The organism is Streptomyces sp. NPDC044002, from assembly GCF_056434525.1.
In genome coordinates this window covers 1-13,121 of record NZ_JBWKEZ010000035.1, presented here as the reverse complement: position 1 = coordinate 13,121, position 13,121 = coordinate 1, and the positions used below count along the sequence as shown (strand labels likewise).

The window sequence follows — 13,121 nt, the reverse complement described above, 5'->3', positions numbered from 1 at the left end:
TTTCCCGGGGGTTCCGGGGGGCTTCTCCGCCGTTTCTTGGCAGATCCTGCCTCAAACGTATGTCCGAGCGGCAGAACTGGCAATCGGCTGCCCCGGCAAAAGCCCTAACGTTGCCCGCGAACGGGCCGGACCGGCCCGCTCTCACAGGCTGGAGCAGATCCCTTGGTCGCGACCAACACCACCGGCGCGGCCGCGCCTCACGACACGGCGGTCCCGCCGGCCGGAAACCCCGTCCGGCGCGGACCGTCACCGCAGGCCCGCGGCATGGCCGCGCTGCTGGTGACCGTGGCGATCTGGGCGGCCTTCGCCCTCAGCGCCCGGGGCCTGAGCGCCTCGACCCTGATGCCCGCCGACGCGGCCCTGCTGCGCTTCGGCGTCCCGCTGCTCGTCCTGCTGCCGGCCCTGTGGCGGCGCAGGCGCCGCATCGCCGCCGTGAAGCCGGGCGCCGCGATCAAGATCGTCTGCGGGGCGGGGGTGCCGTTCTTCCTCGCCGCCATGCACGGCGGATCCCTGACCTCGGCGGCCTTCGTCGGCTCGATCGTCCCCGGCATGGTCCCCCTCTTCGTCGCCGCGCTGATGGCCGCCCGCGGCCACGGACTGCCGAAGGGCACGCAGGTCGCCGGCCTCGCGCTGATCGCGGCCGGGGTGGCCGCCCTCGTCTGGCGGTACGTCGTCCCCGTCGACGCCGACGTCCTGGAGGGTGCCGGCACCCTCCTGGTGGCCAGCGGGCTGTGGGCCCTGTACACGGTCGGGCTGAAGGACGTCGACCTCGACCCCGTCGGGTCGATCGGGCTGCTGTGCCTGCCCTCCTTCGCCGTGATCGGGCTGCTGGTCCTGACCGGCGCCCTCCCGACGGGCCTCGCCCACGCCACCGGCGGCGACATCGCCACGTTCCTCGTGGTGCAGGGCCTCGGCGTCGGGCTGTGCGCCGGCCTGCTCTACGCCTACGCCATCCGCAGCCTCGGCGCCGAGCGCAGCTCCGTCGTCGGCAGCCTCAGCCCCGTCGCCGTCGTCCTCCTCGCCGTCCCCGTCCTCGGCGAGTCCCCGACCCCGGCCGTGCTGATCGGCGTACCGCTGATCACCGCCGGAGTCGTCCTCGCCAACCGCCGCCGCACCCCCGCCCGTCCCGCCCCCGCCCGTCCCGCCCCCCGCACCGAGGTCCCCGCAGATGCTTGAGCTCCTTCCCCCGCCGCCCACCGACCCGCTGTGGGACCTGACGTACGAGTTCGGCTCCGACGAGCGGGCCGAGCGGCTCAACCTGGTCCTCGGCGTCTACCGCGACCAGAGCGGCCGCACCCCGGTGATGGCCGCCGTCCGCGAGGCCGAGATACGCCTCGCCGAGCGCTCCGAGTCCAAGGAGTACCGCGGGCTCTCCGGCAACGCCGCCTTCAACCGCGCCCTGCTGGACCTGGTGCTCGGCCCGCAGGGGCCCTCCGACCGGGCCGCGGCCGTACAGACCGTCGCCGGCTCCGGCGCGCTGCGCCTGCTCGCCGACCTGATCTGCCGGACCCGCCCCGGCACCACGGTGTGGATCAGCGACCCCGCCTACGTCAACCACCGCCCCATCCTGGAGGCCGCCGGCCTGGAGGTCCGCACCTTCGGCTGGTGCGACGCCGAGGGCGGGTTCGACGCCGCCGGAGTCCTGCGCGACCTGGCCGGGGCGCGCCGCGACGACGTCGTCCTGCTCCAGGGGTGCTGCCACAACCCGACCGGCGCCGACCCGGCGCCCGAGGACTGGGCCGCGCTCGCGGAGCTGGCGGCCCGGGACGGCTGGGTCCCGTTCGTCGACCTCGCCTACCACGGGCTCGGCGACGGGCTGGAGGCCGACCTGGCGGCCACGCGCCTGCTGGCCGAGCGGGTCCCGGAGATGCTCATCGCCGTGAGCTGCTCCAAGAACTTCGGCCTCTACAGCGACCGCACCGGCTGCGCCATCGTCCTCGGCGCGTCGGCGCGGGCGGTGCGGCACGCCGAGACGGCCCTGCAGAACGCCGCCCGGACCCTGTACTCCATGCCGCCCGAGCACGGCGCCGCCGTCGTCACCACCGTCCTGGAGGACGTGGTGCTGCGGGACCTGTGGCGCGCGGAGCTGGACGCGATGCGGTCCCGCATCGAGGCGAACCGGACGGATCTGGCCGCACGCCTGACCGCCATGGGGTGGCAGGCGCAGGCCCGCTCGCTCGCGCGGCAGCGCGGCATGTTCTCGATGCTGCCCCTGACGGCGCAGGAGATGCTCCGGCTGCGCCGGGAGTACGCGATCTACGGGACCACCGCCGGGCGCATCAACATCGCGGGCATCTCCGCCGACCGGATCCCCTGCCTCGCGCAGGGCATCGCGGGAGTGCTCGCGGGCCGCTGACGGCCGGGAGGGACCGGGACCGCCGGGCGAGGCGGACCGCGGCAGGGCCGCGGGGCGGGGCGGCGCGGCGCCGGGGGCGCGCGGAGCGCGGGAGCGCGGAAGTGAGGGAACGCGGCCCGCTCCGCGGGCTCCCCGGACGTGACAGTCCCCGGCTGTCCCGCCGGTGCCATGAGCCATCCGCCGTCGCCGATGGCTCCCGTGGTCCGCGAGAACGGCCGGGGGCCTGGCCAGAGCCTGGACAAGGGTCACGCGGGCCCGGGGACGTCTCCAGGGGCGGGTGCGGCTCTTTCCGGTATTCCGGTGTATTACCGATTTTCCTCCCCGTCATCCCATAGTCAAGGGAAAACGGGAGCCGGAATCCGGAAGTGAATGGCCGGATAGAACTGGCCTTGAGCAGGGCCGAGTTGGGGGTGTGGCATCATGGCCGCATTGTCCGACCGCTGGGTTCCCCGGAGGACTGAGGGATGAAGTTACCTGGCTCCGCGTTACCGGCGTCGGAGGACAGGCGGCTCAGGCGCCGTCTCAAGAAGGTCCGCCACACCTGCGAGGGCCTGCTCGCCCAGTGGGGCATGGAGCACGGCTGCGGCATCGACGAACTCCACGCATATCTCAGCGAGCAGCGCGGGCGGCCCATCCATTTGATTCCGACGGCCTTCCCCGAACGCCATCTCTTCGGCATATGGCTGAAAACCGATGACTTCGACATCATCGCCTTCGAGAAGGCCGCTTCGGCGTCGCACAAGGAACACATCATCGCCCACGAGCTCGCCCACATAGCCTTCGACCACGACGGTTCCGTGCAACTGGACCAGCTCGGCGCCGGGCCCGTCCCGGCGGCCGGTACGGGCGATCCGGGCGCGCTGTTCTCGGACGTCGACCCCGAGGCGGTGCGCGGCGTCCTCATGCGCTCCCGCTACAGCGACGACGAGGAGCAGGAGGCCGAGACCATGGCCTCGCTGATCCTGGCCCGAGCCACCAAGCGCTGGACCGAGCGGGCCTGGGGCGTGCCCGAGGAGGCCGCCGAGATCGTGGCCCGCATCGAGAGCGGGCTCGGCAGACCCGAGCAGGGGCCCGCGTGATCTACACCGTCCTCGCGTGGGTCTGCGCCTTCGTGGGCCTCGCGGCCTTCGCGTACCGCCTGCCCGACGTGCTGCGCCGCAGGAACGACATCGCCCTGTGGGCGCTGTGCACCTACTTCCTCTGCTCCGGGATCAGCTTCCTGGTCGACCTGGACCAGCTCCGGCTGCACATCTCCGCCTTCTTCGGCCTGCCGAACATCACCTCGCTGATCACCCAGGCCGCCGTGGTCGTGCTGACCGCCGCCCAGCAGGTCGTCCTCGTCTACTGGTCCTCGCCGCCCGCCGAGGCCCGGCGCATGGCGCGCCGCCGCGTCCTGTTCTTCGCCGCGGCCCTCGCCGTGCTGGTCGTCGCGTCCTTCGCCGTCGGCCCCGTGGCGCACTCGGAGACGGCCACCTCCACGATCCTGCTCAGCATCAAGCACGGCAGCTACGCCCTCTACATGTCCTTCTACCTGCTGATCTGCGCCATCGGCCAGTTCGAGACGGTCCGCCTCTCGCTGCGCTTCACCACGATGGCCAACCGGCAGTGGCTCAAGGTCGGCATGCGCACCGTCACCGTCGGCGCCAGCATGATCCTCGTCTACTGCGTCACCCGGAGCATCCAGATCGCCGGGACCCGCCTGGACTACGACGCGGCCGCCCTCGACCCGGTCCAGTGGACCTGCGGCAGCGTCGGCGCCCTCCTCCAGATCGCCGGCTGGACCATCCCCTCCTGGGGCATCCGCATCACCCGGGCCCGCGGCTGGGCCCGCAGCTACCGCTCCTACCGCCGGCTGAGGCCCCTGTGGTGGGCCCTGTACGAGGCCTCCCCGGACATCGCCCTGGACCCGCCCCGCTCCTGGCTGCGCGACCTGGTGCCGCCCCGGGACCCGCACTACCGCCTCTACCGGCGCGTCATCGAGATACGCGACGGCCAGCTGATCCTGCGCACCTCCCTGTCCCTGGAGGACTTCGTCCGGGTCGCCCGCTCCCTGGAGCTCCCGGAGGACCCCACCTCGCCGCTGGGCGAGGCGCTCCAGGTGCGCGCCGTGCTCAGCCGCCCGCCGCACGAGCGGGCGGAGCGGGCCGAGCGGGCCGAAGCCTGCGACATCCCCGCGCGGCCCCCCTACGAGGACTTCCGCGACGAGGTGGACTGGCTGAGCAAGGTGGCCTCCTCCTTCGACGACCTCGGCCAGCGCCGGGCCCGCGCCCTCGACGCCGGCCTGCTGTCATGACGGCGGCCGCCCCGCCCGGCGGTGCCGAGGAGCACGACGCGGCGCTCCGGCTCGCCGTGCGCACCACCGGCCGCCTGCTGGCCCTGGACGCCCGCCAGGGCGCGACGGCCGCCGTTCCCGCGGTACGCGAGGCCGTGCGCCGGATCCCGGAACTGGCGGCCGACCCCCGGACCCTGCACGCGTACGGCCCGGACCGGCTCGCGGCCCTCGCCGAGCTGAGCGAGGTCATCGGCTGGATCCTCTTCGACGCCGGCCGCTACCGGGGGGCCCGCCGCATGAACGCGCGGGCGCTGGCCCTGGCGGACCTCTGCGGCGACCGCTGGACGGCCCGGCTGACCCTGCTGAACCACAGCATGCTCACCACCCACACCGGGCGGCCCCGCGCCGCCCTGGCGGCCGCCGCCCGGGTGGACGGGCCCCGGCCGCTCCCCGCCCGCGTCGCCGGCCTCGTACTGATCCGGCGGGCCCACGCGACGGCCCTGCTCGGCGCCCGCACGGAGCCGCTGGAGCTGATCTCCCGGGCCCGCAGCCGCTTCCTCGACGGGGTCTCCCGCCGGGACCCGCACTGGGCCTGGTGGATCGACGAGGCCGAACTGCTGGGCCACGAGGGCTGGGTCCAGGCCCGGCTGCGCCGCTGGGACCGGGCCGTCCCGCTGCTGCACCGGGCGGCCACCGCCCCGGGCCCCTCCTACCGGCACCTGTTCACCGCGGAGCTGCTCTCGGCCCTGGCCGGGGCCGGGGCCTGGCGCGAGGCGGAGGAGCTGATCGCGCGGGTCGCCCCGGGCGCCGCGGCGATCGGCTCGGTGCGCACCACCGAGTCCCTGCGCCGGACGGCGGCGGCCCTGCTCCGGGCCCCGGCCGCCCCGGCCGCGCTGCGGGACGCGGCGGCCTTCCTGCGGGAATCGCTGCCCGCCTGATCCACGAGACACCCGCGAGACACCCGCGAGTACACCCCCAGACCTCCCGGACCGGCACCGGGCCCGCCCCCAGGGCGGCCCCGCGCACCCGCCGGTCCGCGGACCACGCACGACACACGGACCGATTGGACGACTGCATGCGCAGCATAAGGATCTCCGCACCCGCCGCCGGCCTGCTGGCGGCGGCGGCGCTCCTCCTCGCCTTCGGCGGGCCGGCCCCGCAGGCCTCCCTGAGTGCCGGCACCGTCTCGGCGGCTTCGGCAGAGGCGGACGCCGCCCAGACGGGCAGCCCGTACATCTCGACCCACCTCTACTTCGGCACCGGCCGGCACGACGGGAAGCCGCCGATCACGGAGGAGGAGTTCGACAAGTTCATCGCCGACGTGGTCACCCCGCGCTTCCCCTCCGGGCTGACCCTCCAGGAGGGCCGCGGCCAGTGGCGTGACAAGGACGGCGACATCAACCGGGAGAGATCGTACGAGCTGACCGTCATGTACCCGGTGCGCGAGGCCCGCGCCCGGAACGCGGACATCGAGTACATCCGCCGCCTCTACTGCACCATGTGGGAGCTCGAATCGGTCGGCCGGGAGGACGTCCGCTCCCAGGTCGACTTCTGACCGGCGGGGCCCCGGTCCGGCGCGCCCGGACCGGGGCCCTTCCCCGCCCGCCGCCGGGACCGGAGCCCTTTCCCGCCGCCGGGGCCGCGCGGAGCGCCCCGCGCCGGGGGCTCGGATAGGGTGAATCGGTACGAATCAGGCCCCCTCGGGGTGAGGTCGGTGCATTGGACACGTACCAGTCGACGAGCAAGGTGCCCGACCCGCCGGCGGCGGCGGTCGGGTACGCGGGCGTCCTGCGCGAACTGCTCCCGATCGCCCTGTGGCGGGAGGACGCGGACGGCCGCGTCGTGGAGTGGTCCCTGGCCGCCCAGGACCTGCTGGGCCACCGCCCCGAGGACATCCTCGGCCGCCCCGGCACCGCCGTGCTCGTCCCCGAGGCCAACCGCGAGCTCGCCGACGACCTGACCCGCCGGGTCCAGGCCGGCGAGACCGTCGTCGGCACCCTGCCCGTGCGCCACCGCGACGGACACCGGGTGGCCATGGAGATGTGGATCGTCCCCGCCGCCGACCCCCAGGGCCGCACCGGCGCCATGCTCATCGCCGTCGAGACCTCCGAGGTCCTGCGCATGCGGGACTCCCTCGCCGCCCTCCAGAGCCTCTTCACCCAGTCCCCGATCGGCCTCGCCACCCTCGGCCCCGACCTGCGCTTCCTGCGCGTCAACGACGCCCTCGCCCGGATGAACGGCGTCCCCGCCGCCGAACACCTCGGCCGGCGCCTCAGCGAGGTCGTCCCCGGAGTCAACGCCACCGCCCTGGAGGACACGATGCGCCAGGTGCTCGAACGGGGCACCGCCGTCGTCGACGTCCGCCGCACCGGCCGCACCCCCGCCGACCCCGACCACGACCGCACCTGGTCCTGCTCCTACGCCCCCCTGCTCGACGGCAGCGGCCGCCCCCTCGGCCTGATCGCCTCCCTCATCGACATCACCGAGGGCCAGCGGGCCCTCCTGGAGGCCGAACGGGCCCGGTCCCGCTTCGCCCTGCTCGCCGAGGCCGGCACCCGCATCGGGACCACCCTCGACCTGGTCCGCACCGCCCAGGAGATCGCCGACCTGCTGGTCCCGCAGCTCGCCGACTCCGCCGACGTACAGCTCCTCGAAGCCGTCCTGGACCCCGACGAGAGCGCCGTCGCCGCCGCCTCCACCCACGGGGTGCTGCGCAGGCTCGCCGCCACCTTCCCCGACCCCACCGCCCCCACCTCCCGCCTCGCACCGGGCCAGACCTTCCAGATCCCCGCCGGGACCGTCTACGAGCGCGTCATCGCCGAGGGCGTGCCCATGAACCTGTACGTCTCCGACATCCCCGCACTGATCACCGACCCCCGCGCGGACGCCCTGCGCGACTACCTCGCCACCCTCGGATCGGCCCGCATGGTGCCCCTGGTCGCCCGCGGCAAGGTCCTCGGAGCCGTCGCCGTGACCCGGCTGCGCTCCCGGGAGCCCTTCGACGCGCAGGACTGCGTCCTCATCGACGAACTCGTCGCCCGGGCCGCCCTCAACATCGACAACGCCCGCATGTACACCAGCCAGCGCCAGGCCGCCCTCACCCTCCAGCGCAGCCTCACCAACAGCGCCCTCCCCGAGGTGCCCGGCCTGGAACTCACCGGCCGCTACCTCCCCGCCAGCGAGCACGACGTCGGCGGCGACTGGTACGACGTCATCCAGCTGCCCCGCGGCCGCACCGGCCTCGTCATCGGCGACGTCATGGGCCACGGCATCCACGCCGCCGCCGTCATGGGCCAGCTCCGCACAGCAGTGCGCACCCTCGCCCGCCACGACGTACCGCCCGCCCGGATGCTCCGCTCCCTCGACGCCGTCGTGGCCGACCTCGGCGAAGACGAGATGGCCACCTGCGTCTACGCCGTCCACGACCCGGCGGCGGGCGGCTGCGTCGTCGCCCGCGCCGGGCACCCGCCGCCCGCCGTGGCCACCCCCGACGGACGGGTCGCCTTCCTCCAGGGGCCGCCCGGCCCCCCGCTGGGCACCGGCGGGCGGGAGTTCCGCACCGAGGAGGTCCCGCTGCCGCCCGGAACCCTGCTCGCCCTCTACACCGACGGGCTGATCGAGTGCCGCCACCGGGACCTCGACGAGGGCATGGACCGCCTCGCCCGGACCCTGCGCCGGGCGGACCGGCCGCTGGACGAGCTGTGCGACGACGTCCTGGCCCGGCTGCTGCCCGACGCCCCGCAGGACGACGTGGCCGTCCTGCTGGCCCGCACCACCCGCACCACCCGCACCGCCCGCACCCCGTGAGGACGCGCCGGGCGGCCCTCACCAGGCCAGGTCCTCCAGCGCGTCCAGGTCCATCTCCAGCGGCACCTGCGCCTCGCCGCCCGACGGCGACAGCTCCGCCCAGATGACCTTGCCGCGCTCCGTGTAGCGGGTGCCCCACCGCTCCGCGTACTGGGCCACGAGGAACAGGCCCCGGCCCCCTTCGTCCGTCGTCGCCGCGTACCGCAGGTGCGGGGAGGTGCTGCTGCCGTCGGCGACCTCGCAGATCAGCGCCCGGTCACGGAGCAGCCGGACCCGGATCGGCTCGTTCCCGTACCGGATGGCGTTGGTGATCAGCTCGCTGAGGATCAGCTCCGCCGTGAAGGAAGCTTCCTCCAGCCCCCAGTCCCGCAGCTGCGCGGCGGCCTCCCGCCGCACCCGGGAGACGGCCGCCGGATCGTCGGGCACCTCCCACTCCGCGATCCGGTCCGGCTCCAGCCGCCGGGTGTCCGCCACCAGCAGCGCGATGTCGTCGCTCGGCACCGGGAACAGCATCGCCGACAGCACGTCCGAACAGGCCTGCTCGGGGCTGCGGCCCGGCCGCGACAGCGTCTCGCTCAGCAGCGCGAGCCCGCTGTCGAAGTCCCGGTCGCGGTCCTCCAGCAGCCCGTCCGTGAACAGCACCAGCCGGCTCCCCTCGGGCAGCGCCAGCCGCGCCGTCTCGAAGGGCATCCCGCCCACCCCCAGCGGCAGCCCGGTGGGCAGCTCGGGGAACTCCACCCGCCCGTCCGGGTGCACCAGGGCGGGCCCGGGGTGCCCGGCGCTGGCCATCGTGCAGTGCCCGGACACCGGGTCGTAGACGGCGTACAGGCAGGTGGCGCCCGTGATCCCGGCCGGCGGCTCCTCCGCCTCCCCGGCCAGGCCCGGGCCCTCGGCGCCCGCGCCGGACTCCCCGTCCTCCAGCCGGCCGACGTCCTCCAGCTGGTCGATCCGGTCGGTGAGCTCGTCCAGGTGGCCCAGCAGCTCGTCCGGCGGCATGTCCAGGGTGGAGAAGTTGTGCACCGCCGTCCGCAGCCGGCCCATCGTCGCCGCCGCGTGCACCCCGTGCCCCACCACGTCGCCCACCACCAGCGCCACCCGGGTCCCCGGCAGCGGGATCACGTCGAACCAGTCCCCGCCCACCCCCGCCGTCGCCGGCAGGTAGCGGAACGCCGTGTCCACCGCGCTCAGCTCCGGCAGCACCCGGGGCAGCAGGCTCCGCTGGAGGGCCACGGCGGTGGCGTGCTCGCGGGTGAAGCGGCGGGCGTTGTCGACGGACACCGCCGCCCGCGCCCCCAGCTCCTCCGCGAAGGACAGGTCCTCCTCGTCGAAGGCCTCGGGAGTGTCCGCCGCCCGCCAGAAGTTGGCCATGCCCAGCACCACGCCCCGGGCCTGGAGCGGTACGGAGATCAGCGAGTGCAACCCGTAGTCCAGGGCCTGCTTCGTCCCCGGCTCGTCCTGTGCCCGCCAGCCCATCGCCGCGTGCAGGTCGGCGGCCAGCACCGCGTGCCCCGCGGCCAGCGCCGTGGCCATCGGAGCCGTCGGCACGTCGAAGCGGATCACGTCCCCGACCGGCTGGAGCGGCTGGTCGGAGCGCGTCCCGCTCATCGCAGCCCGGCGCATCCGGGTGTGCACCCCCGCGGCGGGCGAGGGCTCGTCCCCGCGCAGCACGGGCTCCAGCAGCTCGACGGTGACGAAGTCCGCGAAGCGCGGCACGGCCACCTCCGACAGCTCCTCCGCCGTCCGCACCACGTCCAGCGTGGTGCCGATCCGCACGCCCGCCTCGTAGAGCATCTGGAGCCGTTCCCGGGCCACCTCGGCGCGCCCGGACAGCGCCGCGAGCTCGGTCGTGTCGCGCAGGGTGGTGACACTGCCCGACGGCCGCCCGGCGAACGGCTCCGTGGGCCGTACGTTGACGGCGAGCAGCCGGTCCCCCGCCAGGTGGACCTCGTCCGTCGCGACCCGCCCCGACAGCAGCAGCTCGGTGGTGCGCGGGTCCAGGCCGAGGTCGCCGACGTACCGCTGTTCGGCGTCGGGCGGCAGGTCCAGCAGCCGCCGCGCCTCGTCGTTGGCGAGCAGCAGCCGGTGGTCGGCCCCGACGATCAGCACGCCCTCGCGCACGGCGTGCAGCACCGCCTCGTGGTGCTCGTTCATCCGGGCCATCTCCACGGCGCCCAGCCCCCGGGTCTGGCGCCGCAGCCGGCGGCTGACCAGGGCGGCGCCGCCGGTGCCCAGCAGCAGGGCGCCCGCCGCCGCGCCGAGCAGCAGCGGCAGCTGGCCCTCCACGGCGTTGCCCACGTTCTCCACCTCGATGCCGGTGGAGACCAGGCCCACGACGGTGCCCCGCGCGTCCCGTACGGGGACCACGGCGCGGACGGCGTCACTGGGGTCGCCCCTGAACACCTCGGTGAAGGACTGCCCGGCCGCCGCGCGGGCCAGGTTCCCGGTGGCGCGCTGCCCGATCAGCTCGGGTCTGGAGTCGGTGTAGCGGATCCCGTCGGTGGTCATGACGGCGACGAAGTCCACCCCCGAGGCGCGGCGGGCGCCCTCGGCCAGCGGCTGGAGCTCGGCCGTCGGGTCGGCGGACTTCAGGGCAGCGGGCAGGCCGGGTGCGTGGGCGAAGGCCTCGGCGGTGGCCAGCGAGCGGTCCCGGGCGTTCTGCTCGATGTCGTAGCGGCCCTGCAGCACCAGGGCCAGCGCGGCCGTGGTGATCAGCACCAGGACGATAACGGCGGTGACGGAGAACACCTGGCCGGCGATGCTGTTCCGGCCCCGCCACAGGCGCGCGGGCAGGCTCGTGGGCCGCGTCTCCCTGTCCCGACCCGAACGTCCGGTCATGAGCCATTTCTAACACTGTCGCCGCCCGCGGGAGCGGTGGCCGCGGCCGCCCGGTACGCGCGGGGGCTCAGCCCGAAGGATGCGCCGAAGTGCTGGCGGAAGGTGACCTCGCTGGCGAACCCGGCGCGCCGGGCCACCTCCGGCACCGGATGGTCGGTGCGCTCCAGGAGCTTGCGGGCCTCGTCCAGACGGCGGCTCAGCAGCCATTTGTGCGGCGTGGTGCCGGTGGCCGCGGTGAAGTGCCGGGCGAAGGAGCGCGGGGACATGCCCGCCCAGCGGGCCAGGGTCGCCACGTCCAGCGGCTCGTGCAGCCGCCGCAGCGCCTGCTGCCGTACGGCGGCCAGCGCCTCGGCCGTGCGGTCCGCCGCCGGGGTGGGCCGGTCCAGGTACTGGGCGTGGTCCCCGGTGCGGAAGGGGCCGGTCACCATCGAGCGGGCGATGGCGGCGGCGGCCTCCGCGCCGTGGGCCTCGCGGACCAGGTGCAGGCACAGGTCGATCCCGGAGGCCACCCCGGCCGAGGTCCACAGGCCGTCGTCCTCCACGAAGAGCGGGGCCTCCTCGACCAGCACCGCCGGGTAGCGGGCCGCCAGCTGCGGGGCCAGCCACCAGTGCGTCACCGCCCGGCGGCCGTCCAGCAGCCCGGCCTCGGCCAGGACGAACGCCCCGGCGCAGAGCGCGGCCACCGGTACCCCGCGGGCGTGCGCGGCGCGCAGGGCGGCGAGGACGGGCTCGGGCGTCGGGTCGGCCGGTTCGGACAGTGCCGGTACGACGATCAGATCGGCCTGCCCGAGCCAGTCCAGGCCCCGGTCGGGCATCAGGGTCAGCCCGCCCGGCAGGGAGATGGGCCCGTCGTCCAGGGCGCAGCGGCGCAGCTCGAAGGCGGGCACGCCGGTGCGGCTGCGGTCGGGGCCCCAGACCTCGGTGATGACCGCGAGGTCGAAGCTGCGGATCCCGGGCTGGGCGACGATGGCGACGCGCTGCATGGGGCCACTGTGCCAGAGCCCGGAAGGGTACTACTGCCAGACTGGCAGGATCCCATCGGTTCGCGGCCCCGGGGCCCCTGGGGCGGGTGGGGCCGTGCGGACACGATGGAGCCATGACAGAGAACGCGATCGAGATCGCCGCCGACAGCGCCCTGCTCGTGATCGACGTCCAGAAGGGCTTCGACGACGCCTCCTTCTGGGGGAAGCGCGACAACCCGGACGCCGAGGGGAACATCGCCGCCCTCATGGACGCCTGGCAGGAGGCCGGCCGCCCGGTGGTGCTGGTGCGGCACGCCTCGCTGCGTCCCGGCTCGGTGCTGGCCCCGGACCACCCCGGACACGCCTTCAAGGACTTCGTCGAGGACCGCCGCGGCCAGGAGGCCCTGCTCGTCACCAAGACCGTCAACTCGTCCTTCTACGGCACCCCGGACCTGGACGGGTGGCTCAAGGCGGGCGGAGTCCGCCAGCTGGTCGTGACCGGGATCCAGACCAACATGTGCGTCGAGACCACCGCCCGGATGGCGGGCAACCTCGGCTACGAGGTCCTGGTCCCGCTGGACGCCACCCACACCTTCGACCTCGCCGGCCCGGACGGCCTGTCCCTCACCGCCGCCGAACTGGCCGCCGCCACCGCGGTCAACCTCCAGGGCGGCGGCTTCGCCCGCGTCGTGACCACGGCCGAACTGCTCACCGCCGCCGCCCCGGCCTGACCGCTGCGCGGGCGAGGTCCCCTACCCGCCCTTCGCCCGTTCCTCCCCCAGCTACCGCTGGGAGGTGCCCCCAGGGGGCTCCGCCCCCAGACCCCCGCGCCTCAAACGCCGGCGAGGCTATGGATAGCCTCGCCGGCGTTTGAGGCGAACGGGGTCAG

At 74.8% G+C, this 13,121-nt stretch carries 10 protein-coding genes; 8 read left to right on the top strand and 2 right to left on the bottom strand.

The features are described from left to right. The first annotated feature begins 162 nt into the window (after positions 1–162). From AC07A6_RS24395 to AC07A6_RS24365, 7 genes are all read left to right on the top strand, one after another. Positions 163–1,176 (top strand): DMT family transporter, encoded by a 1,014-nt coding sequence (locus AC07A6_RS24395; protein WP_478778495.1) that lies wholly within the window; start codon positions 163–165, stop codon positions 1,174–1,176. Beyond that, entirely contained in the window at positions 1,169–2,356 is a 1,188-nt protein-coding gene (locus AC07A6_RS24390) for an amino acid aminotransferase (protein ID WP_362471188.1), read from the top strand. Before AC07A6_RS24395 ends, AC07A6_RS24390 begins: the two co-directional genes overlap by 8 nt. A gap of 464 nt (positions 2,357–2,820) precedes the next feature. Further along, entirely contained in the window at positions 2,821–3,435 is a 615-nt protein-coding gene (locus AC07A6_RS24385; RefSeq protein ID WP_386273001.1) for a hypothetical protein, read from the top strand. Next, a complete protein-coding gene (locus AC07A6_RS24380) occupies positions 3,432–4,649 on the top strand; it encodes an MAB_1171c family putative transporter (RefSeq protein WP_478778494.1) in 1,218 nt (405 codons plus the stop codon). Before AC07A6_RS24385 ends, AC07A6_RS24380 begins: the two co-directional genes overlap by 4 nt. Continuing rightward, positions 4,646–5,566, top strand: a complete 921-nt coding sequence (locus tag AC07A6_RS24375) for a DNA-binding protein (protein ID WP_478778493.1) — start codon at positions 4,646–4,648, stop codon at positions 5,564–5,566. Before AC07A6_RS24380 ends, AC07A6_RS24375 begins: the two co-directional genes overlap by 4 nt. Positions 5,567–5,703: 137 nt before the next feature. Then, positions 5,704–6,183, top strand: a complete 480-nt coding sequence (locus AC07A6_RS24370) for a DUF3574 domain-containing protein (RefSeq protein ID WP_362471200.1) — start codon at positions 5,704–5,706, stop codon at positions 6,181–6,183. A gap of 164 nt (positions 6,184–6,347) precedes the next feature. Continuing rightward, positions 6,348–8,435 (top strand): SpoIIE family protein phosphatase, encoded by a 2,088-nt coding sequence (locus tag AC07A6_RS24365; protein WP_478778492.1) that lies wholly within the window; start codon positions 6,348–6,350, stop codon positions 8,433–8,435. An 18-nt stretch (positions 8,436–8,453) separates the two neighbouring features. On the opposite strand, the gene AC07A6_RS24360 is transcribed toward AC07A6_RS24365, so the two are convergent. Together AC07A6_RS24360 and AC07A6_RS24355 are read right to left on the bottom strand one after the other, a co-directional pair. Beyond that, entirely contained in the window at positions 8,454–11,270 is a 2,817-nt protein-coding gene (locus AC07A6_RS24360) for a SpoIIE family protein phosphatase (RefSeq protein WP_386273004.1), read from the bottom strand. Beyond that, positions 11,267–12,253 (bottom strand): GlxA family transcriptional regulator, encoded by a 987-nt coding sequence (locus AC07A6_RS24355; RefSeq protein ID WP_362474563.1) that lies wholly within the window; start codon positions 12,251–12,253, stop codon positions 11,267–11,269. Before AC07A6_RS24355 ends, AC07A6_RS24360 begins: the two co-directional genes overlap by 4 nt. 113 nt (positions 12,254–12,366) lie before the next feature. On the opposite strand from AC07A6_RS24355, the gene AC07A6_RS24350 reads away from it, so the two are divergent. After that, positions 12,367–12,963 (top strand): cysteine hydrolase family protein, encoded by a 597-nt coding sequence (locus tag AC07A6_RS24350; protein WP_478778491.1) that lies wholly within the window; start codon positions 12,367–12,369, stop codon positions 12,961–12,963. Positions 12,964–13,121: the final 158 nt, after the last annotated feature.